Annotated in this window: 19 protein-coding genes; 9 read left to right on the forward strand and 10 right to left on the reverse strand. The window is 62.9% G+C overall.

The genetic code is table 11. The annotated features are described in order from the left end of the window. The first annotated feature begins 31 nt into the window (after positions 1 to 31). Positions 32 to 3,052: an FAD-binding and (Fe-S)-binding domain-containing protein gene (locus RW095_RS15345; RefSeq protein WP_317019767.1), complete on the forward strand. Its 3,021-nt coding sequence runs from the start codon at positions 32 to 34 to the stop codon at positions 3,050 to 3,052. Between the two features lie 5 nt (positions 3,053 to 3,057). Here RW095_RS15345 and RW095_RS15350 read toward each other — a convergent pair whose 3' ends face one another. Next, positions 3,058 to 3,975 carry an AraC family transcriptional regulator gene (locus RW095_RS15350; RefSeq protein WP_317019768.1) on the reverse strand — a complete coding sequence of 306 codons (918 nt, stop codon included), beginning with the start codon at positions 3,973 to 3,975 and terminating at the stop codon, positions 3,058 to 3,060. Between the two features lie 166 nt (positions 3,976 to 4,141). Between RW095_RS15350 and RW095_RS15355 the strand changes: the two genes are divergently transcribed. The 4 genes from RW095_RS15355 (at position 4,142) to RW095_RS15370 (ending at position 8,635) form a co-directional block, all read left to right on the forward strand. Beyond that, entirely contained in the window at positions 4,142 to 5,038 is an 897-nt protein-coding gene (locus RW095_RS15355) for a DMT family transporter (RefSeq protein WP_128598048.1), read from the forward strand. Between the two features lie 278 nt (positions 5,039 to 5,316). Further along, entirely contained in the window at positions 5,317 to 7,500 is a 2,184-nt protein-coding gene (locus tag RW095_RS15360) for an NHL repeat-containing protein (protein ID WP_317019769.1), read from the forward strand. 110 nt (positions 7,501 to 7,610) lie between these two features. Further along, positions 7,611 to 7,868: a hypothetical protein gene (locus RW095_RS15365; protein WP_317019770.1), complete on the forward strand. Its 258-nt coding sequence runs from the start codon at positions 7,611 to 7,613 to the stop codon at positions 7,866 to 7,868. A gap of 167 nt (positions 7,869 to 8,035) precedes the next feature. After that, positions 8,036 to 8,635 carry a LysE family translocator gene (locus RW095_RS15370; RefSeq protein ID WP_317019771.1) on the forward strand — a complete coding sequence of 200 codons (600 nt, stop codon included), beginning with the start codon at positions 8,036 to 8,038 and terminating at the stop codon, positions 8,633 to 8,635. A 21-nt stretch (positions 8,636 to 8,656) separates the two neighbouring features. Here RW095_RS15370 and RW095_RS15375 read toward each other — a convergent pair whose 3' ends face one another. From RW095_RS15375 to RW095_RS15405, 7 genes are all read right to left on the reverse strand, one after another. Next, a complete protein-coding gene (locus tag RW095_RS15375) occupies positions 8,657 to 9,880 on the reverse strand; it encodes a winged helix-turn-helix domain-containing protein (RefSeq protein ID WP_317019772.1) in 1,224 nt (407 codons plus the stop codon). Between the two features lie 365 nt (positions 9,881 to 10,245). After that, positions 10,246 to 10,521 carry a hypothetical protein gene (locus RW095_RS15380; RefSeq protein WP_317019773.1) on the reverse strand — a complete coding sequence of 92 codons (276 nt, stop codon included), beginning with the start codon at positions 10,519 to 10,521 and terminating at the stop codon, positions 10,246 to 10,248. Positions 10,522 to 10,743: 222 nt separating this feature from the next. Continuing rightward, on the reverse strand, positions 10,744 to 12,459 hold the full coding sequence (locus tag RW095_RS15385; protein WP_317019774.1) for an FAD-dependent oxidoreductase: 1,716 nt from the start codon (positions 12,457 to 12,459) through the stop codon (positions 10,744 to 10,746). A gap of 87 nt (positions 12,460 to 12,546) precedes the next feature. Beyond that, positions 12,547 to 13,539 carry a DedA family protein/thiosulfate sulfurtransferase GlpE gene (locus tag RW095_RS15390; RefSeq protein ID WP_317019775.1) on the reverse strand — a complete coding sequence of 331 codons (993 nt, stop codon included), beginning with the start codon at positions 13,537 to 13,539 and terminating at the stop codon, positions 12,547 to 12,549. A gap of 336 nt (positions 13,540 to 13,875) precedes the next feature. Continuing rightward, positions 13,876 to 14,127 carry a hypothetical protein gene (locus RW095_RS15395; protein WP_027779988.1) on the reverse strand — a complete coding sequence of 84 codons (252 nt, stop codon included), beginning with the start codon at positions 14,125 to 14,127 and terminating at the stop codon, positions 13,876 to 13,878. Positions 14,128 to 14,517: 390 nt separating this feature from the next. Then, entirely contained in the window at positions 14,518 to 15,120 is a 603-nt protein-coding gene (locus RW095_RS15400) for a DinB family protein (RefSeq protein WP_317019776.1), read from the reverse strand. Positions 15,121 to 15,400: 280 nt separating this feature from the next. After that, positions 15,401 to 17,107: a methyl-accepting chemotaxis protein gene (locus RW095_RS15405; RefSeq protein WP_317019777.1), complete on the reverse strand. Its 1,707-nt coding sequence runs from the start codon at positions 17,105 to 17,107 to the stop codon at positions 15,401 to 15,403. A 291-nt stretch (positions 17,108 to 17,398) separates the two neighbouring features. Here RW095_RS15405 and RW095_RS15410 point away from each other — a divergent pair, with 291 nt between their 5' ends. Continuing rightward, positions 17,399 to 20,923 (forward strand): response regulator, encoded by a 3,525-nt coding sequence (locus tag RW095_RS15410; protein ID WP_317019778.1) that lies wholly within the window; start codon positions 17,399 to 17,401, stop codon positions 20,921 to 20,923. A gap of 19 nt (positions 20,924 to 20,942) precedes the next feature. On the opposite strand, the gene RW095_RS15415 is transcribed toward RW095_RS15410, so the two are convergent. Next, the gene (locus RW095_RS15415; protein ID WP_027779984.1) at positions 20,943 to 21,344 is read right to left on the reverse strand and encodes a RidA family protein; all 402 of its coding nucleotides are present in this window, start codon (positions 21,342 to 21,344) and stop codon (positions 20,943 to 20,945) included. Positions 21,345 to 21,446: 102 nt separating this feature from the next. Beyond that, on the reverse strand, positions 21,447 to 22,847 hold the full coding sequence (locus tag RW095_RS15420; RefSeq protein ID WP_128598040.1) for a GntP family permease: 1,401 nt from the start codon (positions 22,845 to 22,847) through the stop codon (positions 21,447 to 21,449). A 324-nt stretch (positions 22,848 to 23,171) separates the two neighbouring features. Here RW095_RS15420 and RW095_RS15425 point away from each other — a divergent pair, with 324 nt between their 5' ends. The 3 genes from RW095_RS15425 (at position 23,172) to RW095_RS15435 (ending at position 25,737) form a co-directional block, all read left to right on the forward strand. Next, on the forward strand, positions 23,172 to 24,647 hold the full coding sequence (locus RW095_RS15425) for a sigma-54 interaction domain-containing protein (RefSeq protein ID WP_317019779.1): 1,476 nt from the start codon (positions 23,172 to 23,174) through the stop codon (positions 24,645 to 24,647). 87 nt (positions 24,648 to 24,734) lie between these two features. Further along, on the forward strand, positions 24,735 to 24,995 hold the full coding sequence (locus RW095_RS15430; protein ID WP_317019780.1) for a hypothetical protein: 261 nt from the start codon (positions 24,735 to 24,737) through the stop codon (positions 24,993 to 24,995). A 538-nt stretch (positions 24,996 to 25,533) separates the two neighbouring features. Then, complete coding sequence (locus tag RW095_RS15435) at positions 25,534 to 25,737, forward strand: hypothetical protein (RefSeq protein ID WP_128584024.1); 204 nt, start codon at positions 25,534 to 25,536, stop codon at positions 25,735 to 25,737. The last annotated feature ends 8 nt before the right edge of the window (positions 25,738 to 25,745 follow it).

Here is a 25,745-nt window from a genome sequence, read left to right on the forward strand (position 1 = left end):
GTTTTCTGCCTATTGCAACAGCACCGACGTTATGACGAATCCCACTTCCGCTTTGCTGGTCAAGCCGATTCATCTCGTGCCGTCCGCGGCGCGCCTGATGACGCCGCTCGCGCAACATCTGCGTAAGTCGTTGCGTGGGGACGTGCTGTTCGATGCAGCAAGCCGCGGACGTTATGCGACCGATGCCTCGATCTATCAGATCATCCCCGTCGGCGTCGTGGTGCCGCGCGACCAGGACGATCTGCGCATCGCACTTGAAATTGCGCGTAGCGAAAAAGTGCCGCTGCTCGCGCGCGGCGCGGGCACGAGTCAATGCGGACAAACGGTCGGCGAAGCGCTCGTGATCGACACGAGCAAATGGCTGAACAATATCGTCGACTTCGATGCAGAGGCGCGCACGGTTACGGTGGAGCCGGGCGTCGTGCTCGATCATCTGAACGCGTGGCTCAAGCCGCACGGTCTCTGGTTTCCGGTGGATGTGTCGACAGCGGCGCAATGCACGATCGGCGGTATGGCGGGCAATAATTCGTGCGGCTCGCGCTCGATTGAATACGGCAACATGGTGCACAACGTCGAAGCCATCGACGCGATTCTCGCCGACGGCACCGAAGCACGTTTCGCTTCGTTGCGCGATGCGCCGCAAGGTGCGCGTTTGCAGCAGATATTCGAAGGCGTTAAGCAGATCGCGCAACGCGAGCGCGACGAAATCGTGGCGCGCGTGCCGAAAGTGTTGCGCCGCGTGGCCGGCTACAACATCGACCTGTTCGACTGCCAGAATCCGCGCGCTTATACCGACGACGGCGTGGCGAACCTCGCGCATCTGCTGGTCGGCTCGGAAGGCACGCTCGCATTCAGCCGTCAGTTGACGCTGAAGCTCGCGCCGTTGCCCGCGCATAAAACGCTGGGCGTGGTCAACTTTCCGACCTTCTGGCAGTCGATGGATCTGACGCAGCACATCGTCAAGCTGAAGCCGGTCGCGGTGGAACTGGTCGACCGCACGATGATCGATCTGGCGATGAGCAACCCCGCTTTTCGTCCGGTGGTCGAAAAGGCGCTGGTCGGCGAGCCGCAAGCGGTGCTGCTCGTGGAATTCGCTGGCGAATCGCGCGACGCGCAACTCGAGTCGCTCAGGCAGCTTGGCGAATTGATGGCCGACCTCGGGCTGCCTGGCTCAGTGGTGGAAATGCCGGACATGAACGCGCAAAAGGCGCTGTGGGAAGTGCGCAAGGCCGGCCTCAACATCATGATGAGCATGAAGGGCGATGGCAAGCCGGTGTCTTTCATCGAAGACTGCGCGGTGCCGCTCGAACGTCTCGCCGAGTACACAAGCCAGTTGACGGAGGTGTTTCATCGGCATGGCACTGAGGGCACCTGGTACGCGCATGCGAGCGTCGGCACACTGCACGTGCGGCCGATTCTCGACATGCGCCGCGACGGCGCGGTGAAAATGCGCGCGATTGCCGAGGAAGCCGCGGCGCTAGTGCGCGAATACAAGGGCGCTTATTCCGGGGAACACGGCGACGGCCTGTGCCGCGGAGAATGGGTCGCGTGGCAATACGGTCCCAAACTCAACCAGGCGTTCGGCGAAATCAAGGCGCTGTTCGATCCGGATAACCGCTTCAATCCCGACAAGATGGTGCGTCCGCCGAAAATGGACGACGCGCGCTACTTCCGTTTCGCGCCCGGCTATCGGGAACGGCCCGTTGAACCGGTGCTCGACTGGTCCGCATGGAATGTCGAGCGCGATCCGCTGACTGGCCGCGAAACCGCACCGGGCAGCGGCAACGACCTCGCAGGCGGTCTCGCGAAGGCCGTCGAGATGTGCAACAACAACGGCCACTGCCGAAAATTCGATGCAGGCACGATGTGCCCGAGCTATCGCGTGACGAAAGACGAACAGCATGTCACGCGCGGGCGCGCGAACACCTTGCGTCTTGCAATCTCCGGTCAGCTAGGCGAGGGTGGCCTCGCGAGCGACGAAGTCAAGGACACGCTCGATCTCTGCGTGTCATGCAAGGGCTGCAAGCGCGATTGTCCGACGGGCGTCGATATGGCGAAGTTCAAGATCGAGGCGCGCGCCGCGCGCGTCAAGCGACATGGTCTGACGCTGCGCGACAAGCTCGTCGCCTTCATGCCGCGCTACGCCGCAACCGCGAGCCGCATGCCCGGTTTGATCGCGCTTGCCGATAATGTGCCGCTCGTCTCAGCGTTGTTCAAGCGCGCGGTCGGTCTCGCGAGCGAACGGAGCTTGCCGCGCTTTAAAAAGTCGTTCCTGTCGAGCGCAAGGCCCACTGTGAGCGCGCATGGCGCCGCGCTAAAGGAGGTGCTGTTGTTCGTCGACACCTTCAATAACAACATGGAGCCCGACAACGCGAGGGCCGCGCAGAAGGTACTGGAGGCGGCGGGCTACACCGTGCACTTCAACATGCGCGAAGGCGAGCGGCCGGTCTGCTGCGGCCGCACGTTCCTCGCAGCGGGCCTCGTTGACGAAGCGAAGCACGAAGCGAGGCGGATGCTCGATCTCTTCAAGCCTTTCGTGGAGCGCGGCGTGCCGGTTGTCGGTCTGGAGCCGTCGTGCCTGCTGTCGTTGCGCGACGAGTTTTTGCACTACGGCTTCGGCGACGAAGCGCAGCGGCTCGCAAAACAGGCGTTCCTCTTCGAAGAATTTCTGGTGCGTGAGGAAAAGGCCGGTCGCCTGAAGCTTGCGTTGAAGCCCTTGGACACGCCGCAGGCGCTAGTGCATGGCCATTGTCATCAGAAGGCGTTCGACGCCTTTACGCCGGTACAAACCGTTCTGAAATGGATTCCTGAGTTGAAGGTATCGACGGTGGAATCGTCGTGCTGCGGAATGGCCGGCAGCTTCGGCTACGAAGCGGAACACTATGCGACATCGCAAGCCATGGCCGAGTTGTCGCTATTGCCGGCGGTGCGCAAGATCGACGGCAATACCGTCATGGTCGCCGACGGTACGAGTTGCCGTCATCAGATTCACGACGGCGCGGGTGTGGAGGCCATTCATGTGGCCCGTGTGCTTGCGATGGCGCTGCAATGACGCGCTCAAGCCGGGACAGCCTGCCGATATGCGGTTGGCGACACGCCAACGCCTTCGCGGAAACGGTGGCTGAAGTGGCTCGCGTTTGCATACCCGCATAGTGCGGCGATCTGCAGAAGCGGCAGAGAAGTGGTGTGCAACAGCGTGCGCGCGCGTTCGAGCCGCTGCTGCGCGATCCACGCAGCGGGCGGCATTCCAAACGACGTGCGGAACATGCGCGCAAGGTGAAACTCTGACAGCGCCGCCACGTCTGCAAGTTCGCCGAGCGTGAGCGGCTCTGCAAGATGGCTCTCGATGTAGTCGCGCAGACGCCGTCTGGTCGCGACCGACAAACCGCCCTTCAGCGCCAGGCCGGTGCGGCGCACGCCTTGCGAGCGCAACAGCAGGCTCAGCACTTCATGCGCGGTTTCGTTGGTGCGCAGCAAACCGTCCGCATCGTCCCAATGCTCGTTCGCGAGCGACTGACACAAACCGGCAATGCGCGCGTCTTCGAAATACGTGCGATCGGCGAGCGTCAACTCGCGCGGCTCGCGGTCCAGTTCCTGCACAGCGCGTTGCGTGAAGTGCTCAGGCAGGAAATAGAGGTGCATGAAATGCATATGGCCGCGCACCCACCAGCGCGATTCATGATCGCCGGGCAATGCGCATAGCCGCGACGGCGCGCCGTAACGCCCCGGCATTTTCTGCCGCTCGGTGCGATAGCCGCCATCCAGATAGCACGAGAGGGTGTGGTGGCCCGGGCGCTCGTAGACTGTCTCGGCGACCTCTGTGTCGCGCGTCCACACGGCAATCGCCAGACCGTCACCGAGCCACGCAAAGCGGTCCAGGTTCGCGTTCGAACTGCCGAGCGTGTGACACACCGACTGAATGCCAAATGGCGTTTCAGTAGCGTCATTCACAGGGACGGGCGGGCTCGGATTCACGGAACTGATGTCATTCTTGCGGGCTATAGGCGTGAGTATACGGCCGGCGGCTCCCCGGGACATATGCGCTCGCGGTTCGCCGCCAAAAATGCGCAATCCTGGACAAGTCCGGGCGCCTGCGTTGCCGCATAGTCGAGCTCCCGTATCCGCTGTTGCAGGCTTGACCATGAATCTGTCGCTTTATGCCGTTACCGTTCTGATCTGGGGCACCACCTGGATCGCGATCAAATGGCAGTTGGGCGAGGTGCCGCCGCCGGTCTCCATCGCGTGGCGTTTCTGGATCGCCGCACTGGTGCTGTTCGCGCTGTTGCGCATCATGCGCCGGCCGATGTGGCCGCCGCGCGCCGCGTGGCGATTTTTGTTCGCGCAAGGGCTCGCGCTGTTCTGCGTCAACTTCCTGTGCTTCTACTACGCCGAACAGGTTGTGCCGAGCGGACTCGTTGCAGTGGTGTTCTCCACCGCGCCGCTTCTCAATTCGATCAACGGTCGGCTTTTCATGGGGCGTCCGCTGCAGCCGTCGGCGATTGCGGGCGCGATGCTCGGCCTCGTCGGCATCGTCTGTCTCTTCGTTCAGCAGATGAGCGGACATCTCGGCGACCACGCCGCATGGCTCGGGCTTGGTATCGCGTTTCTCGGCACGTTGTGCTTTTCGGCTGGCAATCTGTTGTCGAGCCGCATGCAGTCGATGGGGTTGCACCCGTTCGCGACCAATAGCTGGGCGATGCTGATCGGCGCGAGCGTGCTGACAGTAGGAAGCGCGCTCGCCGGCTTCCCATTCGCTATCGAACCGTCCACGCGTTATCTCGGCGCGCTGGCGTATCTCGCGGTGTTTGGCTCGGTGATCGGCTTTACCGCATATCTGATGCTAGTCGGGCGCATCGGGCCCGAGCGCGCGGCCTATTCGACCGTGCTGTTTCCGATCGTGGCGCTGGCGGTGTCGACGGTATTCGAAGGCTATCAGTGGTCCGCATTGGCTGTGGTTGGATTGCTGCTGGTGGTAGCCGGCAATCTGGTTGCGTTTGATATGACGCGGCGCATTTTCGGGCGACGCAGCCACGCCTGATGAACGCGGAGTTTATGCGCACAAAGGTGCGCCTTTGCGGAAATGGAATTCAGAAACAGGATTTGAAGAAAACCATATTGGTAATCTATTGGCGCGGCGTGACGAGACTGACCGCTTCTGTCGCATAAAGCAGTGAGGCCGCAGAAGAACTGGCATTCCACACGCTCTTATGCGTGCGGGATATTTATTTTTTCGAATATTTATAGCCAATTTTTTATCAATTAATTCACATGTTTTCTATGCGAGGATAAAAGCGTCACTTGCAAGGGAACACTGTCGTGAAACTCCTCTCGCGCCTCGGCGCAGCATTCATTTTTTGCCATAGCCTTCTTCCGCTTACTGCATCCGCGCAGTCGCAGCTCACCTACACCACCTCATGGATCGGCAATAGTTTCGGTTTCGGCGACGGCAAGTGGGTGCAGCAGGATATCCAGGCAATCGCAGTGGGCCCCGACGGTACTGTTTTCACGAACGCGCCGTGGGACGAGAGCGGCAGTGAGATCGCCGCGTATCGCGGGGGCGACAGGATCGCCGTCGCCGGTTTCACGCATGGTTGGGGCGCTGCGGGCGGCGATGCCGTCGCGGTCAACCACACCTATCTGTACGCGGCAATGTCGATTGGTAGCGAGAACAACAAGCTGGTCGGCGCGGACTATCCGCCGGCGGGCCAGGAGTGGTTCGGCATCACGCGCCGTACGCTGACGAATCTCTCGGCGGGCGTGCCGTTCAGTGCCGGCGTCGGTAATAGCGCGAACGCAACGAAAAACAGCTTCCTGCCCGTCGATACGGTAACGACCGGGACCGACGCGGCCATCCGCGGACTTGCCGCCACCGACAGCGAACTGTATCTCTGCGACACCTACGCGAACCGCATTGTCGTTTTGAACGCCAATACGATGCAGCCATTGCGCTCGTGGAGCGTGAGCTCGCCAGGACGTATCGCGATCGACACCGATTCGACGCTCTGGGTGATAAGCGGCATATCGTCCGGAAGCCTAACTATCTTGCACTTTACCGCAGACGGCACCGCGCTCGCCGGCACCTTGCCGTTGCCCGCCGGCGCGATTCCGGCCGACATCACCGTTACGCCGGCAGGGCAAATTCTCGTCGCGGATAATGGGCCGTCGCAGCAGATTCTCGTCTTCAACAAGGACGCCAACGGTCAACCGCGAGCGGCCGCACCGGTCGGCACGCGCAACGGTATTTTTCATGCAGTCAAGGGCGTGCCGGGCAACTGGCGCTTCAACGGCATGACGGGAATCGCGCTCGATCCGGCGGGCAATCTATATGTCGCGCAAAACGGTGAAGGGCCGCGGCCGGCGGGCTCTGCATCTGTCGGTCAAGGTGCGATTCTCGAAAGCTATGTGTTCAACTCGCATGCGTTGAACTGGCGGCTGTACGGCCTGACGTTCGTGGACAGCGCCGCCTTCGATCCGGCCACGCCGGCTTCGGTGTACACCGGTTCGAAGCGCTTCACGCTCGACTACAACCAGCCTGTCGGCCGCGAATGGTCGTATGCGGGGTTCACGCTGAATCGCTTCGATTATCCCGACGATCCCACGTTTCACCAGCCGCGCGGCGTGCGCGGCGAGCCGATGGTGCGCAGGATCAACGGCCGGCCGTTTCTCTATACGCTCGATCCAGGCGCGCATTATCTGAACGTCTACCGTTTCGACGCCGCGCATGGCGAGACGGCGATTCCGTCGGGACTGCTCGCGCAAAATCCGCTGCCGGGCACGTGGCCTTCGGGCCAGCCGGGCTATGGCGAATGGCTGTGGCGCGATGTCAACGGTAACGGTCTTGTTGACGTCAGCGAGATAAGCAGCAATCCGTCGACCGGTAGCACGGTCGGCAACGGCTTCTGGTGGGTGGACGCGCCGGGCAATGTCTGGCTTGCGACACCGCTGAGCGGCATTCGCGAGATGCCTTTGCAGGGGCTGGACTCAGCGGGCAATCCGATCTACACCTACGCGAGTTCCAAAATGTTTGCGATGCCGCAGCCGTTCACCCGGCTGGCCCGGCTAATCTACATCGCGGAATCCGACACCATGTATCTGTCCGGTTTTACGAGCGCCATTCCGTGGGACGCGACGCATTGGAAAGAGGCCGGCCCCGTGCTCGCGCGTTACGACAACTGGAGTTCGGGCACGCCCACGCAGCAGTACGCGGTCTCGCTGCCGTGGAACACGCAGAGCAATCCGCAGACAACCGCGGTCGGCGTCGCGGTGGCCGGCGACTATATCTTCGTGGCCGAGTTGTACACGGCGAAGGTCGATGTCTACGACGCGCACACAGGTCAGCCAGTCGGCTATATGACGCCGGGCGCGAGCGTGGGCAACACGAGCGGATGGGTGGACGTCTATCTCGGCATCAGCGCCGTGAGACGCGACAACGGCGAGTACGTGATACTGGTTGAAGACGACGCGCGCGCAAAAATCCTGATGTATCGGTGGACGCCTTAATCCGGGTCGTGTCCGCGCCGATCACGAATAGACGGCAACCCGCGATGGGTATATAACAACGTGAAAGGATCGCTCGTTTACCGACGCTTCAAACGGAGAGACGCTTCATCATGACGGAAGACGTAACGCCTACGCCGCCCACGGGCGACCGGCCCAATCTGGAAAACCTCGACGCAGCGCTCAGTCACGTGGATCAACAGGTGTCGTCCGGCAGCATTGCGTCGGGTGCTGCAAAGGGCATTCTGTACAGCCTGATCGAAACGCTGGGCACGTTTGTCGGCGATCCGGATTTGCCCGAACACGCGCGTTCGGGGTATGAAGGGCTGCTTGAAGCTGCGCGGGAACTGCGCGCGAAGCTGGAACACTGAACGGTGCCGCGCCTTTGCGGTCGCCATTGGCGATTGGCGATTAGTGCTTGGTCTTTAACGGCTAACCGTTGGCGACAGCGGTCCCTCGTCGCGTTTCGGCGCCAAGTGCTGGTCAGGTCGCCGTCTGTGATAAAAAGGCGCACTGTTCTCAACATTGCGCCTTTTTCATGTTCTCTGCGTCCGCTACCGCGTTGTTGGCCGTCGGCATTGTCGTCGTACTGATCACGCCGGGGCCTACTAATACGTTGCTTGCGTCGGCAGGTTTGCGCCAGGGCCTGCAGCGGTCGTTGCCGCTTATCGCCGCTGAACTCGCCGGCTACCTGGTTTCTATTTCCGTCTGGGGACGGTTTCTGGCGCAAGCCGCGCATGCGCTGCCGTGGCTGCCCGCGTTGCTGCGCGTGGCGGCGGGTTTGTACATTGCGTGGCTGGCCGTCGATATGTGGCGGGCGGCGGTCGCGCTACCGGACTCGACGCAGCGCGCGAGCGGCATGCGCACGTTGTTCATTGCGACGCTGCTCAATCCCAAAGCCTTGCTGTTCGCGGGCACCATTTTTCCAGCCGCTGCTTTCGCGCATTGGTCCGCTTATCTCTCGGCCATGCTGATCTTTGCGTGCCTGCTCGTGCCGATTGCGCTCGCGTGGATCGCTTTTGGCGCGGCGCTGGGCAGCGGCAAGCTGCGTTGGCTAGACCCGGCGAAGATTCAGCGCGGCGCGTCGATCCTGCTCGGCGTCTTTTCGCTGTCGCTTGCGTGGTCGGCGTTGCATTGACTGCGCAGGACGGCGGCGCGCTTACTCTTCGAAGCATTCATTCACGCTCAATGCTTCCTGCCATTCCGGCGCGGCCGACGTGATTTGCAGTTGCGGCGTGCCGTGCCAATCCGCGCACCGTTGCAACGCGCGCCGCAGATCGCCGGCGAGGCGGGCGCTCGGACGCACGCCCGCTTCCATATGCACGGACTTCAGCTCGAAAATGCCCTGCGCGCGGTGCGCCTTCGCATCGACGCGGCCTACCAGCCGCCCGCGGCTCAGCAGCGGCAGCACGAAGTAACCGTATTTGCGCTTCGCCGCCGGCGTATAACACTCGATCGCATAGTCGAAGTCGAATAGCGCGGCGGCGCGTTTGCGGTCCCACACCACAGGGTCGAACGGCGAGAGTACCGTCGTCACCGTCGAGGCGAGCTTGCCGCTCGCGGCGTCGTCGAGCATGGGCGCGAGGTCGCGATGCACGAACGTGTCCTGCTTCCAGCCAACCACTTGCACGGGAATCAATTCGCCGCGGTCCGCAAGCGCATGAAGCTCGTCACGATACGGGCGCCGCGGCAGACGGTAATAATCCGCCACCCAGTCGACCCGCGCGATGCCGAGCGCCCGGCAAGTGCGGCGCAGCAGTTCATCGGTGACGATATGCGGCGATGGCAGATCGCGTGCGTCGTTCCAATCCGGCAAGACCCGTTCGGTGACATCGTAGACGCGCTGAAAGTTGCGCCGCTCGGCCACCATGAGTTGTCCGATGGCGAAGAGCACTTCCAGATGACGCTTTTCCGGCTTCCAGTCCCACCAGCCGTTGCCCTTGCCCGACTCGCGAGCGAAATCCGCCGAACGCACCGGGCCCGTGGCGCGAATGTGCGCCAGCAGCTTCTCAATGTCGTCGCGATGCTTGTTGTGCCAGTCGGACGCGTACTTCCAGCCCATGCCGCTCGGGTCCAGCATGCGATGACGCATCAGGCCGTAGTCTTCGATCGGCACGAAACACGCTTCATGCGACCAGTATTCGAACAGCTTGCCTTCGGCGAGATGTTCGTCGAGCCATTGCTGCGCATAGGCGCCGAGCCGGCTGAAGAGCACGAGATAAGGGCTGCGCGCGACAACGTGAATCGTGTCGATCTGCAATTGCGCCATGCGGCGGATCGCGTCGAGCACGTCGGCTTTCACGGCCTTGCGGCGCGGCGGTGTCAGCAGACCCTGTGCGGCCAGATGCAGCGTGCGGGCGGCGGAAAGCGGAAGAGTCTTCACGCGGAGGTTGTTCAGTGAGTGACTGCGATGAGAAGGCGCGAGCCTGGCCTGAATCAGCAGACGCTACTGTAGCGTGAATGCAGCGCAGCGGTTGATGCGGGCGCGCTGCGCGTAGAGGTGGTGCACGGGACGAAATTGCGGGTGAGCCGTGGATTGGCCGTGGCTGAGGGTGAGGTGGCCGGCAAATGAGCGGCGGTTGGACGAGGGTGATGGCAAGTGAGCGGCAGGGGAAGCGGCGAATGAGCCGCCTAAAACCGCCTATTGCCGACACGTGAGCGGCCGCGCTCGGACGCGCCACGTCGCCGACACGACAACCAGTGAGGCGCCGCCCGTACTTTTTCCTCCGCGACACAGGCGCTGAAAACCTACCAGCCGCGCCCGTGATGCTTGTCCCAGCCGCGATGACGGCCATGATCGTGATGCCAACGGCGGTCCCGGTCGTAGTCGTCGCGGTAGCCGTAGCCGTAGACGGGCTGAGGTGCATAGACGACCGGCGGCGGGGCGTACATCACGGGTGGCGCGGCGTATATGGGCCCCGGCGTGTTGACGAACACGCCGACGTCGACGCGAGCAGAAGCGGCAGTCGATGCGCAGGCGGCGGCAAGTCCGAAGGCGGCGAAGAAGATCGCGCGTTTGTTCATGCTTCTCTCCTGTGTCCCAGCAAGACGATTGCTGTTTCCAAACGATCGGCCATTCACTGTCGAATGGCTGACGTGGATATTACGAGACAGAAAGAAAAGCAGGTGCAACGAGTTGAAGGCGTGTGTAACAGAGCATTACCCGGCAGCTTGGTTGACAGCTTGGCTCGCAGTTTCCGCTATGTGCCGCCGTGTCGATGCGGCGGCCCTCGCCGAAGCCCAAGCTCAAGCCACCGATGCGACTGCTTCGTCCGCTGAAACCGCCAGTATCTGGTGAATTTGCGCGACCACTGCCGCGCCTTCGCCGACCGCCGCCGCCACGCGCTTCGTCGAGCCCGCGCGCGCGTCGCCGATCGCGTACACGCCTTTCACGGTCGTTGCGAGATCGCATGCCGACGCGCCGTCCGCACTGGTGCCCGTCAGCACGAAGCCCTTTTCGTCGAGTTCGACGCCGCAAGTGCGCAGCCAGTCGGTGTTCGGGTCCGCCCCGGTGAAGAGGAACAGATGCCGCGTGTCGATGTGGTCGGTGCCATCGGGCAAGGACTTTTTCAGAGCGACCGACGCGAGCCCGCTTTCGTCCGCGACGAGCTGGCCGATCTCCGAATTCGGATGCACGACGACGTTCGGCAGCGAGCGGATGCGGTCGATCAGATAGCGCGACATGGTGGCTTCGAAGCCGCTACGCCGGATCAGCACGTGGACCTTCGCTGCATGCGTCGCCAGATAGACGATCGCCTGGCCGGCCGAATTGCCGCCGCCCACGAGCACGACTTCCTGCCGCTTACACAGCTTCGCCTCGACGGGCGACGCCCAGTAGTAGACGCCTCGACCGTCGAAACGGTCGAGCCCTTCGAGCGCGGGGCGCCGGTACACGGCACCGCTCGCGATCACGATCGTGCGCGCGCTGATATGACCGCCGCACTTCAGTTCGAGCCGGTACGGCGCCTCACCGCAATGCAGCGCCTTTACGTGGACGGGAATCGCCACGTGCGCGCCGAATTTCTGCGCCTGCACGAACGCGCGTCCGGCCAACGCCTGACCCGAAATGCCGGTCGGGAAGCCGAGGTAGTTTTCGATTCGTGAGCTCGCACCGGCCTGGCCGCCCGGCGCGCGGCTATCGAGCACGATCACCGAGAGTCCTTCGGACGCCGCATACACGGCGGTGGCAAGCCCGGCCGGTCCCGCGCCCACGATCGCGACGTCATAGACCAGCGAGGCGTCCAGATCGGGCAACAAGCCGAGCGAGGTCGCCAGTTCCGGCATGCTCGGATGACGCAGCACCGAGCCGTCCGGACAGATGACGAGCGGCATGTCTTCCTGCTGCGCGCCGAATTGCTCGACGAGACGCAACGCGTCCTCGTCGCATTCGTCGATCGTGGAATGCGGATGACCGTTGCGCGACAGAAAGCCTTGCAACATCACAAGCCGCGCGTCGGTACTGCTGCCGATCAGGATCGGCCCGCCCGCGCCTTTTTCGATCAGCGACACGCGCCGCAGAATCAGCGCGCGCATGATGCGCTCGCCCAGTTCGGCTTCTGCCACGAGCAGTGCGCGCAGTTTTTCCGGCGGAATCAGCAACGCTCGCACCGGGCTAAGCGCCATGCCGTTGACGAGCGCGTGGCGTCCCGACAATTGACCGACTTCGGCGAGGAAGTGCCCCGGCCCGTGTTCGCCGATCACGACTTCACGGCCGATGCCGTCGCGTTGATAAACCTTCACGCGCCCTTCGAGCAGCACGAACATGCCAGGACCGGTGTGGCCGGTCTCGAACAGCAGTTCGCCCGCTTCCCAGTGGCTCGGTTCGCCGAACCGGCGCACGCGATCGATCTCCGCCGCGGTGAGCGCGGGGAACATCTGATGCATGCGCGTGGACAGATTCGAAAACGGCGCGTCGGCGACTACCGCTTCGGGTTGTACTTCGGGTTCTGAAACGGAAAGCATTGAGCCGCTCCTTCGGTGTTCATTGATTGACTGAACGAAGGCGCAGCGGCGCGCGCGCGAAAGCGCGCAAGCGGATGCGCCGCGGCATTAAACCGCTTTCGGCGCGATGTGCTCGACCGAGGCCTCAGGCGGCGGCATACCGGGCAAAGCCTCGACGGGCCTGCCGGAGTCGCGCCAGGCTTCCATGCCGCCGCGCAACGGCAACACGTCGTTAAAGCCTGCTTCGTTCAACTGCTTGGCCATCCATGCGGCCGAAATTTCATTGGGACACGAACAGTAAATCACCAGCTTCTGGTCGCGCGGATACGTGGCGACGATCTGATCGAGCTGCCGCTCATCGGCGAATTGCGAGCCCGGAATCACAAACGGATCGAGCTTGCGCTTCTCGTGCGAACGAATGTCGAACAGCACCGGCGTCTGGCCCGCCGCGACCAGCGTGGCGAGCTCCTCAACTTCCATGCGAGCGGACGCGAGCTTGTTGATCAACTGACGACGGCGAATCCAGCGATACGCCGCATACAACAGCAGTAGCCCGATAGCAACCGCGCCCGCAGTTCGGCCGAGGCGCCCTGCGGCGGCGAACACCATGTCGATCTGACGCGCGAACAACGCGCCGACGATAAGCCCCGTGCCCGACCACAATGCGGCACCGATGCTGTCGTAGGTGAGAAACGTGCGATAACGCGTGCCCATTGCGCCCGCCATTGGGATGGACACGATCGACAGGCCGGGAACGAACTTGGCGACGGCCAGCACGCGCACGCCCCAGCGCCCGAAAAACCGCTCGGTTTTCTTAACGCACGTGTCACGCGACAGCGACAGACGGCAGATGGTTTTCAGTGTGTTGCCGCCGTACAAACGGCCGGCCAGATACCACGCGCTGTCGCCGATCAGCGTCGCGAATATGGACAGCACGAGTACCGGCAGCAGTTGCGTACCGACCGAGCCGGGATGCATGGCGGCCATTGCGCCGAACAACACGAGCGACGGCATGGCCGGTACCGGCAGGCCGATAGAGGCCGCCAGCACATTGGCAAAAATGAGCGCCGGTCCGTATTGCTCGACGAGATCATGTAGCATCGACTTACATCCGCGGCCTTTTCAGGCACGGCGCGCAGTAGGGAAGCAAAGGAGAATGGAGCGATTATGGACCATTTTCAAGGCGTGAAAAGCCCTTGAAATACCCCGGTTATTCGGGGGTTGGAAGCGTTACCGCCGCACCCTTGGTCCGCGAGCCGTGCGCGCTGCAAATATGAACCCAGCGCGACCCGAACAAAATGAAAGACGATTGAAGCTCGCGCAGCCTGAAACGACGTGGCGCGCGAAGATGCCGGTAACGGTGCGCGGCACCTGCAGTGCCGCGCACTCAACTGCCCACGCGGCGATCACGCCAATGCGCTGCGCCGCGCGATTGCGCTATTGACGATGATTGTGCTGCTCGCCCGGCAACTCGGCACCGTGCGCGCGAATGGCCGCAATCAGCTCGGCCGGCGTGATTTCATAGCGTACTTCCCGATGTATGCCGGGCTTGCGCTCATCGACCTCGACCAGAAGGATGCCTTTGCCGTCTTCTGTCGACTCGAGGCGCAGCGAACGCAGTTCGCGCCCGGTTGCGTCGTCGTATTCGGTGAGCAGGGCCATTGACCCGGAGGACCCGGTAGTGCGCATCGAAGTTGTCCTTAATCCGTTGTTGATCGAATCATTGTACGGGCAGCATGACGCGCCGTCTGTCGCGCAATGTTCACGCTTGGGTTATTGACCAATGCGCGCGCCTGCTTGCCCGAACGCCGCGGTGCGCCTGAGCCCGCGGGCCGCGAGCCGGGTACATGCAGTGGCGTTCAGCTATGACAATGAGTTTAACGCGACTCGTCGCGACGACGGTTGCATTTTTCGTGCCCCGTGGCGGTGCAGTTCTTCTTCGAGACTGTCATGCTGGTGACGCGCGGCATGGTTAGGCAACGCGAGAGTGGGCGCACGGACCATCGGCAAAAACGCCCGAAGCAATGCTCGATACGATGCGCTCGCCGTACCGCATGCAATGCCCTGCCGGTCGCCCCGCTACAACGGCCGGTTGCGGGTTTCGCGCATGCGCTCCAGTTCCAGCATCTCCGAGGCGCGCAGCGGCGCGTCGCCGTCGAGAAAAAACTCGTCGAGTTGTGGCGGCGCCGCGGCGGTGCCGCTCAACATCGCATGAACTTGTCCGCGATGATGGATCTGATGCACGAAGAGATGAGGCAGCACGCGGCCGATGCTCTCCCGTTGAATGCCAACCGACGGACCGCGGTCGATCTCCACCTCGCGGTGCAAATCGGTGCCCGTCAGCGACTCGCAAAAGGCCAGCAGGTCGCGATCGCTTTGCGCTTGGGCGTCCCACAGTTGCGTCGCGCGTGGGTAGGGCAGTTCGTCGTCGAAAATCGTGAGGCCCTGGCCGCCGGCGATCAGCGCGTCGTAGTAGTACCGGTCAACCAGCAAGATGTGATTCAACGTGAGTTGCAACGAAGGAAAGAAGCTCACTCGGCGCGCGGCGAATGCTTCGTCGGTCAAGCTCAGGCATGCGCGGTAAAGGCGCAGGTTCGACCATGCGTTGTTGCGCGCCATGGCAGTTAAATGCAAAGACAACGGATCGTGCGAAGCGGCGCCTCGCGAGTTGGAGTCGATCATCTGTGCCTCCGTCGAAACCAAGCGGCATAAATCGGCGAGCAAGAAGGCGCGCATCGATGCGCCGCGCTCCAACAGCATAGATCGCGCGAAAAAAAACGGCCCGTCTGTTTGAGACGGGCCGGTGAACGCCGTTGTTACTCGGGTCAGCCTGTCCATACATCCATTGGGCAGCGACGCTTGCATGGTGAGGCGCCAATATCTCGCTGTCGAGGTAGTAGTAATGCCGATCTATCGGATCAATGCGGGATCAATGCGGGATCAACGCGGGTTCGATCCCGCATCAATGGGCAACCAACGCCGCCTCGTCGTGCTCCGCATCGTGAGCATCGCGCCGCGCATGCTGAAGCGTCACTGTAGATGCTGGCTCGTGCGCGGCATCGGCTGGCACGCGTTGACGCGTGCGAGCAACAACGCGCGATGCAGATGCCGTGTCGGCAACGGTGAAGAGACGCATCGCCTCGCTCAGCACATCGGCCTGCGCGGCGAGACGCTGGGCCGTGGCCGCCGCCTGCTCGACGAGCGCGGCGTTCTGCTGGGTCGCGCCATCAAGATGCGAAACGGCCTGGTTGACCTGGCGAATGCCCTCGGCCTGTTCGCTGCTCGCGTTCGCCACTTCCACGATGATCGACGACACCCGCTCGACCGCTTCGTCGATTGCGCGCATTTGAGACGTGGTGCGCGCCACCAGGTCGGTGCCCGCCGCCACTTCCGCCGCGCTCGCCTCGACCACGGACTTGATTTCCTTCGACGACGCCGCGCAACGTTGCGCGAGCATCCTTACCTCGCTCGCGACCACCGCGAAGGAGCGGCCGGCTTCGCCCGCGCGCGCCGCTTCGACGGCGGCGTTCAGCGCCAGAATGTTGGTCTGAAAAGCGATGCCGTCGATCACGCCGGTAATGTCGGCAATGCGCCGCGATGCGGCCGTGATGCCCGCCATGGTCTGCTCGACCTGGCCTGCGATCTTGCCGCCTTCGGCCGCCGCGGCCTGCGCGTCTTTCGCGAGGTCGAGCGCGCGCACGCTGGCGTCGGCGTTCGCTTGCACGGTGGTCGTCAGCTCTTCCATCGTGGCGGCGGTTTCTTCGAGCGAGGCGGCCTGCAGTTCCGTACGGCGAGCGAGGTCCACGTTGCCGCTCGAAATCTCCCGTGCGTTATCGAGCATGCCGTTGATCTGCTCGCGCACGTCATAGACGATCGCGGCCAGGTTGGCCTTCAACTGATTCAATGCTTGCAGCACATCGCCCAGGTCGTCGTGACGCGCGACCTCCAGATCGACGGTCAGATCGCCCGCGGCGAGCCGGGTCGCAAAGCCGCGCATGTCGCGCACCGGCGCAGCCACATGCCGCGCCAAGAGACGCCACGAAACGAGACTGACGGCACTGGCCACGCCGAACGCGATCCAGAACGGCGTGGGCGGCGTGCCTTGCCACGCCGCGACGCCGGCCGCAGCCAGTGCGAGCGGTGTGAGCGCATAGCCGGCCGCGGCGCGCGTCGCCACGGGCAGACGCGTCAGCGCTTGCAGGCGGCCAGGCAATCCTGTGCGCACGACCACGCCGCGACGCAGCTCCACCCCGCGCGCCTCGCCCGCGCGCATGCGGGAGTACAACGCTTCGGCAGCGCGCACGGCGTCGCGCGCCGGCTTCACACGCACACTGAGATAGCCCACCACGGCGCCTTTTTTTACCACCGGCGTGACGTTCGCATGCACCCAATAGTGGTCGCCGTTCTTGCGGCGGTTCTTGACGAGCGCAGTCCACGGACGTCCATCGCGAATCGTTGCCCACATGTCTGCGAACGCCTCGCGCGGCATGTCCGGATGGCGGATCAGATTGTGCGGCTGGCCGACGAGCTCTTCATGTGTGTAGCCCGACACGGCGATAAAAGCCGGATTGCAATATTCGATGCGGCCGGTCAGGTCGGTCGCGGAAACAAGCATTTGCGACGAGGGGAATTCGTACTCTTGCCCGGTGACAGGCTGGTTATTGCGCATGACTTTCCTTGCTGATGCTCACGCCGCACAGTGCGCGGTCTTACATTGTTGCAAGGAATAACGGCATGAAGTTCGGGCGCCTTGAGGGTTTCCCACTAATCCACTCAGGTTTATGCCCGTGACGCCGTTAATGCAGAGTTCGGGGACGCCTTGGCGGCAGGTCGCGTTAAAGGTGCCGGATGCATCGCGCGACACCGTCAAAGCGACTACACTGCGCCGATATAGGCCAGCAGACGCAGTCCGCCAAAGATCGCAGTGGTCTGCCTGCGCGAACCGCACGCATGTGATCCGATGCAGAAAATCCTTGATCGTACTCAAGAGTCACTCGGGCAGGCGTTCGCGTCGCTCGCGAAGACGGCGAAGCGCCAGCAGCGGGTATACCTGGCGACAATCGGCTCATTGATGCTGATGGTGGCTGTTTTTGCGCTGGTAATCGCGGTGGTGGCGGCGTTCAAGCAGCTGGAATATCGCCGCACGTTCACGTCGCAGAATGCAACCGACCTGTCGTTGCTGCTGCATCGAGAAGAGTCATTCCTGCGGCGCGCCGAATATACCCTCGACTATTACTACGGCGCAACTGACGTGCGGCGCGCCCCCGAGGCAGTGGAGCAATCGATCGCGCAGACGGGCGCGGCGCGCGGCAAGGTGGACAGAGTCGACGCGGAGTTCGACGTGGTCATTGGGCAGTCCACTCGCGCCGCATGGGGCGCGCAACTCGGCGACAAACTGGGGCGGCTTTACGAATTGGCGCAATCCACCCTCGTCACGCAACAGGCGTTCGAACTCGAACAGCGGGCGACGCTGATCGGCGTCGATGAAGACTACACCGTGATCCTGCCTTCGCTGGAGGCTTCCGCGACCGGTCCGAACAGCGGGGCGGCGCGCTCCGCCACGTCGGCTCAGCAAGCGGCGCTCGCCGGTGTGCTGAGGGAGACGATCGAGCGCGAACTGCAGTCGCAAACCGGTAAGCGCGTGCCGGGCAAGGGTGAGCGCCTGTGGGTCGGACCATATCGCGATCCCCTGCAAAACACGCCGGTGATCTCGGCGGTAAGCGCGTACTACGAGGGCGACAAGCCTGTCACGCTGATCAGCGCGAGCATTCCGCTCACTGTGCTCGCCGCGCGCATCGCCCCGCCCGGCAGCGCGGGCGCGACATTGCTCATGGCACCCGATCGCCGCATTCTTGTGTCTTCCGCTGCGCTGGACGCGCAAACCGGCGCGATGCTGCAACACGCAGTGGCCGCGACTCCGCCTCACGTTTTTCACTATGACCGCGAAGGCGCGATCTTTTACGAGCCGCTCATGCCGGGCTTCGGCTCGCTCGTCGGCTACGTGCCTTGGGGCGGGCTGGCCGCGGCGCTGGGCTGGCAACTTGCCGTGATCGGCAGCCTTGCGTTAGTGGTCATGCTGGCCGTTGCGTTGACCGCGCGTTTGTTCGGTCTGCGGCTCTTGCGCAACGCGTTTGCCGAGACTTCGCACGCGCTGGAAAGCGATACCCTCAACCACATTCTGGTAAGCGCGACGCCGATCGGACTGTGCATCGTGCGGCGCAGCGACTATTCGATATTGACGGCGAACGCGCTCGCCACCGAACTGCTGCAAATCGAGCCCGGCACAAGCCGGCTGCCGCCGCATATCGCCGCCGAGTTTCTCGCGCAGGCACCGGAGCAAGCTTCGGCCGCCGCGTTCGCACGGATTGCCGCTTTTGTCGCGCCGGCGCAGCCGCCATCTCAGCCTGCGGCTCCAATGCCCGCGAATGCGCAGGCAGCCGGGGCGCCAGAATCTGGCGCCGCGCCCGCGCAATTCCTGCAATTCACCTACGCGCCCGCTCGTTATGCAGGCGACAACGTGTTGTTCTGCGCGATTCTCGATGTGACGGCGCAGCACGCGCTCGAACAACAGTTGCGACACGCGCAACAGGCGTCTGAAGCGATGATGCGCGCCCGCACCAACTTCTTCGCCGCGATGAGCCACGAGATTCGCACGCCTCTGAACGCGCTGCTCGGCAATCTCGAACTCTTCGCGCGCACGCCGGGGCTCGAAGTGCATGCGCAGCGGCTCGCCGCGCTGAATGTGGCGGGCGATGCGCTGCGCCGCGTCGTCAACGATATTCTCGACTTTTCCAAGATCGATGCCGGCGAAATGCTTCTGGTGCGCGAACCGTTTCCTCTACTCGATACGTACGAGAGCATTGCGCTTTCCTATGCGGCTATGGCCGGCGATCGCCCTATCCGTTTCTATTCACTGCCTTCGCCGGCGCTCGACCGGACGGTTATCGGCGACCGCATGCGGATCGCGCAGGTCGTCAACAATCTGTTGAGCAACGCGTTCAAGTTCACGTCAAGCGGCAAGATCATGCTGCAAGCTGACCTTGTCGACGATGCGCAAGGCCGTCCGGTCCTTAGTTGCCGCGTCTCGGATTCCGGGCCGGGCATGACCCAGGAGCTGGTCACGCGGCTTTTCAAGCCGTTCGTGCAAGGCGAGGCCGGTGCGTCGCGCGGCGCGGAAAGCACCGGTCTCGGACTCGTGATCTGTGCGCGCCTCTGTCAGTTGATGGGCGGCACGATTTCGGCCGAGAGCGTCGCGGGCGTCGGCAGCGTATTCAATGTATCGATTCCGCTCGCTGCCCCGCCGGATGAAAAGCCGGCGCCCGTGGTGGAAAAGCGCGGAATGCTGCTCGCGCTGTGTCAGGATTCCCAGGTCGCCGAACTGCTCGGCCGATGGCTCGAGCACTTTGGCTGGAGCGCGCACGTCGTACCTGCGCTCGCCGCCGCGCGAGCGTGGCTGCAAGCGAACCGCCCAAAGGCGCTGATCGTTTCGGGCGCATACGACCTGGATGTCATTGCCTCGCTGCGAGCGTTGCAGCCGGTGCCTGCTGTCTGGATGACGCGAGGGGGTCGGCAACTACCGCAAATGCGCGGGGAAGGCGTGCTCGAAGTGACGGAATTTAGCGGAACGGCAGTCCGGGCTGCCATCGAGTTGGCTGTCGAGGGCACACCCGTCGCGGCGGCCTCCGAGGTGCCCGCAGCCCCGGCAGGCGCCACCTCGACAACAGCGTCCGCGGCAGTGCCTTTGCTGACGACGCTTCCAGCGTTGCAAGGCCTCACCATCCTCGTCGCCGAAGACAATCCGCTGATTCAAACCTTGATCGCGGAACAGCTTGCCACGCTCGGGTGCGCGCCGACCATCGCCGGTGACGGCAAACAGGCGCTCGGCTTGTTCGAACGGACGCGTTTCGACGTCGTACTGACCGACATCCACATGCCGGCCATGGACGGCTACCAGTTCCTCGCCGCGCTGCGTAAGCTGGACGCCGACGTGCCGGTGCTTGCCTTCAGCGCAGTGGCCGAAAATCAGGAACCGCAAAGCTGGCATGAGCGCGGTTTCAGCGGTTACGTGTCGAAGCCCGCTTCGTTGGGCGAACTTCAGGCTGCAGTGCTCGCGGTGGCGCCTGCCGTGCAGGGAAAAGCGGCACCGGCTGCCGCTCCTAGGTCCGTTGTGCCAGCAGACCTCACACTCGCCGCAGACGACAAAGCGCGTTATACCTCCATGCTCAAGGAGCACTTGAAAAACGATCTGCCGCGGCTACTCGCCATCGTCGATGAAGAAGACCGGCAGGCGTTGGCCGGCTGGGCGCATAGCGCGAGCGGCGCGTTCGTGATCGTGCAGGAGCCGAGGTTCGTCGAAGAATGCAGGCAGTTGCAGCGGCTGTGCAACGACAGCGAAAGCTGGACGACCGAAATGGACGAGCGCGCCGTGTCGTTGCACGAGGCTCTGTGCGATCACTACGGCGTCGACGAAGCGTCCACGCATTGACCGTGCGCACGGTTGCGGATTAGCCGGGCCGTCGTGCGATGAAGTCGATTTCCACCAGCGCGTCGCGCGCCAAAGCGGTCACGCCGATGCAGGTTCGCGCCGGCAGCGCGTCGGCGGGAAAGTACACCCGGTAAATTTCGTTCATCGCGGCGTAATCGCGCTTGAACTCCGTCAGGAAGATGCGCGCGGCGACCACGTGTTGCAGGCCGAGATCGAGACCCTTCAGAACCAGCACGAGGTTGTCCATCACGCGCCTGGTTTGCGCGACTACGCCTTCGGGAAGCGGTGCGGCGTCGTCGGTGGGCGAGGTCGGCATCTGGCCCGTGAGGAAAACCCAGCCGTCGGCTTCAGTGGCGTGGGAAAACGGGCCGACCGGCGTAGGGGCGCCGGGGATCATCCAGAATGCGGGGGTTGAACTCATGGGGGGCGCCGGTGGTGGCTTCGAGTGTCGGGCTGACAAGATAACCGATCAAAACTCACGATGCCGACGAGGCGGCCGGCATCGTCCCCTGCAAGCTCGCGCTTAAACGAGCCCGGTCGTGTAATAAACGGCGATCACGAAGAAAACAGCCAGCGTCTTGATTACCGTCACCGCGAAGATGTCGCGATAGGACTGACGGTGCGTCAATCCGGTCACCGCGAGCAGCGTGATGACGGCGCCGTTATGCGGCAGCGTGTCCATGCCGCCGCTTGCCATTGCGACCACACGGTGCAGCACTTCCATCGGAATATGCGCGGCTTCCGCTCCCTTGATGAACACGTCCGACATGGCCGCGAGCGCGATGCTCATGCCGCCAGACGCGGAACCTGTAATGCCCGCCAGCGAGCTGACCGACACGGCTGCATTGACGAGCGGGTTCGGAATGCTTTTCAGCGCGTCGCTAACCACGAGGAAGCCCGGCAATGCGGCAATGACACCGCCGAAGCCATACTCGGAAGCCGTGTTCAGCGACGCCAGCAGTGCGCCCGCCACCGCGGCCTTGGTGCCGATAGCAAAGCGCTCACGCACCCGGCCGAACGCCGTCAGCACGACCATGACGATGCCGAGCAGCAGCGCGCCTTCGACAGCCCAGATCGCTACGACCGTCTTGATCGTCGTGGTGACCGGCGTGTGAACGCCCGGAAGGATATCCGGCGCGACGGTGTACGAAGTGCCGTAAGCCGTGGGAATCCAGCGAGTCAGCACGAAGTTCGCGACGCCGACCAGCACCAGCGGCGCGACTGCGAGCAACGGATGCGGCAGCTGCTTCGACTCGACGCGCTCCGGCTCGTTGACGAGTTCCGTGCCATAGCCTTCGCCGGTTGCCATCGCGGCGCGGCGGCGCCATTCAAGATAGCTCAGGCCGACCACGATAATGAAGAGCGAACCAATCACGCCGAGCGCGGGTGCGGCCCACGAGGTCGTCTTGAAGAACGTCGTCGGAATGATGTTCTGGATTTGCGGCGTGCCCGGCAGCGAATCCATCGTGAACGAGAACGCGCCCAGTGCGATGGCACCAGGCATCAGGCGCTTCGGAATATTGCTCTGGCGATACAGCTCGGCGGCGAACGGATAGACCGCGAACACCACCACGAACAGCGACACGCCGCCGTAGGTAAGCAGTGCGCACACAGCGACGATCACGGCGTTCGCGCGCGAGCGGCCAATGTAGCGAATCGCGGCGGCCACGATCGACTCCGAGAAACCGGACAGTTCGATGACCTTGCCGAACACGGCGCCCAACAGGAATACAGGGAAGTAGAGCTTGACGAAGCCGACCATCTTCTCCATGAAGATGCCGGTGAAAACCGGTGCGACGGCGGCCGGATCGACCAGAAGGACAGCGCCGAGTGCGGCGATCGGGGCGAACAGAATAACGCTGTAGCCGCGATACGCGGCGAACATCAGAAACGCCAGCGCGGCAAGGACGATGACAAAGGACATTGAGTCTCCAGAAGCTTGGTTTGTTCTACGTGTACGCCGTCTCAGCCAGACACGGCATGGCGCCCGCGAATGCAGGTTCCATGCCATGCGCCCGACAACGGCTCGCGCGCTGATGCGCCGGGCCAAAGCGGACAAAACCAGGAGACGTGTTGCCGCAGATTGTACCTAAACGTCTCCAAACGGGGACACGAATTCCACCACGGACACCGGCGTCACTGCCGAACCATTGCAGTTCGGGCTTGTCGGCGATCTCTTCATTGAGATAAGCTTGTCCACGAATTGAGACAAGCGACAAGTACAACGATAGCCGGAGACAGCGACAACATGATGAACGACTGGGCGGGGCTTCCCGCTACCTACAGCGACGTCCTGCGCCGCGCAATGGAATCGCTGTTCCGCACTTTCGAGAACTTCAGCGAAGGCACGTTCATTGTCGACGCCGAGGCGCGCGTCGTCTGGATCAACAAGCGGTATGCGGCGCGGTTCGGCTTTGCGGATCCCGAGCAGGCGATCGGCCGGGACTGCGAAGCGGTGATTCCAAACAGCCTGATGCGCGAAGTCGTCAAGACGGGCAAGCCGATTTTGCTCGACATTCTCGAAACGGATCGCGAGCCGCTCGTCGTCACACGTCTGCCGCTGAAAGACGACGCGGGCGAAACCGTAGGCGCCGTCGGTTTCGCGCTGTTTGACGAACTGAAGGCGCTCACGCCGCTTTTTTCGCACTATTCGCGCGTGCAGGAAGAATTGATCGCGACGCGCCAGTCGCTCGCGCAGGCGCGCCGGGCCAAGTACACATTTGGCAGCTTTGTCGGCACGAGCGCGGCCAGTCTGGAAGTCAAGCGCCAGGCGCGCCGTGCGGCGCAACTCGAATCGCCAGTTCTTTTGCTGGGTGAGACCGGCACCGGCAAGGAACTGCTCGCACATGCGATCCACGGTGGCTCGGCGCGCGCGAACCAGCCGCTCGTGACGGTGAACGTGGCAGCGATTCCGGACACGTTGCTCGAAGTCGAGTTCTTCGGCGCGGCGCCCGGCGCGTACACGGGCGCCGATCGCAAGGGCCGCGTCGGCAAGTTCGAACTGGCGAACGGCGGCACGCTTTTCCTCGACGAAATCGGCGATATGCCGCTGCCCTTGCAGGGCAAGCTGCTGCGAGTATTGCAGGACAAGGAGTTTGAGCCGCTCGGTTCGAACCGGATCGTTCGCGCCGACGTGCGGATCATCGCGGCGACCTCCGCCGACTTGCCCGCGCTCGTGGCGGCGGGACGTTTCCGCGCGGACCTGTTCTATCGCCTGAACGTATTGACGATCCATGCACCGCCCTTGCGCGAGCGCGCTTCCGACATCGAAGCGCTCGCATACGCAATGCTCGAGGACCTGTCGACGCAGGCGCGCGGCGGCAGTCACTACGAGTTGCAGGACGACGCATTGCGCCTGCTGTGCGCCTACGCATGGCCGGGCAACGTGCGCGAGCTGCGCAATACGCTTGAGCGGGCCGTGATGCTCTCCGACAGCGAACGGATCGACGCACGTGCGCTCGCGCCGTTTGTCGGTTCGGGGCAGAGCGGCGGACTCAGCGCGATACAGCGCGTGCCGGACGCCCAGCCGCCGGCTGATAGCGAAGCGGGAAATGCGGCGACGGGACCGTCGTCCTGGAACGAGGCAATGGCGGCGTTCGAGAAGCGTTTTCTCAGCGATGCATTGCGCGTCAACGGCGGGCGTGTGATCGACGCCGCCGCGCAGATCGGCATGGGGCGCGCAACGCTATACAAAAAGATTGCGGCGCACGGCATCGAGATTTGACAAAGCCGGCCTTCATTGGGTCACGCAGCGCAATTGGCGCGTGGCACAATCGCGTGATCCAAAAACAAGACGTGATCGGGGTTTCACATGAACCGCAGATTCTCATTCTTCGCGCGCCGTGCCTGCGTGATGCTGGCCGTCGCAGCGAGCACAGCACTGGGTGGTTGCAGCAGCAGCGCGCCGCTGTTTTTGCCGGACGGCCGCGCCACCACACTCGTTGAATGTCCGGCGGGCTCCGACTCCTGTGCGCAGCAGGCTGCCGCAAGCTGCGGCGGCGCATTCGACACGGTTCGCCAGTCCACGAACAATGGCACGCTCAACCTGATCTACGCCTGCCGCGCAAAGTGACGGCTTCGCGGCCGCGCCATTGCGGATGCGGTCCTACAGTGTTCCACAGCCTTCGGTCCGCAAGTCCTGTGCGGGCTGTGTAGCCCAATTCGCACGCCGGTCGCGCATAATTTTTGCATCAAAATGCTTTCGGCCTTCAAGCGGCTAACTATTACGCCAAGGCACTTTTCAAAAGTGCACGGCCGTCATAAATATATGCGTCTAATGCCTGAAAGGCGAAACGCATGTCCATGCGTCGCGCATATTAATTGGCGACGTCGGTTCTTATTCTTAATGGATCGACATCCATAAAAGTCACGGTATTTTTTTGCACTGAAGCGAAGTCAGTGCGCCAGGTAACGGAACGTGAAATCCCGCGGCAGTATTCTGTTTTCAGAGGTTCGCCAGCGCGTGCGACCAGCAGCTTTTGCCGGATGAAGAGACCGCAAGGCAGAAGCGAGGAAGAAGTTGCCGACTAACGGAAATGGACGTTAGAAACGGCACAGTTGTGCTTTTCATTGCGTTTCGAATTAAGTCAACGAGTATCCCGGGGAAAAGAATGAATCATCACCAACTCGAAAAAGACATCCAACATCTCGAGCACGTCATTTCGCACATTTCCGCCGAAGACCGCATACCGCTGTCGTATTGGCGTAATCGCATCGATTCGGTTTCCGGCTCGGTTCGCATGCCGACACAGGCCAATCGCATCAAACGACTTAATGCCGCACTCGCGGCGTTGGAGGAGCGCCAGAAAGCCTGACCCGCACT

Source organism: Paraburkholderia kirstenboschensis (genome assembly GCF_032806925.1).
Lineage (GTDB): Bacteria > Pseudomonadota > Gammaproteobacteria > Burkholderiales > Burkholderiaceae > Paraburkholderia > Paraburkholderia kirstenboschensis.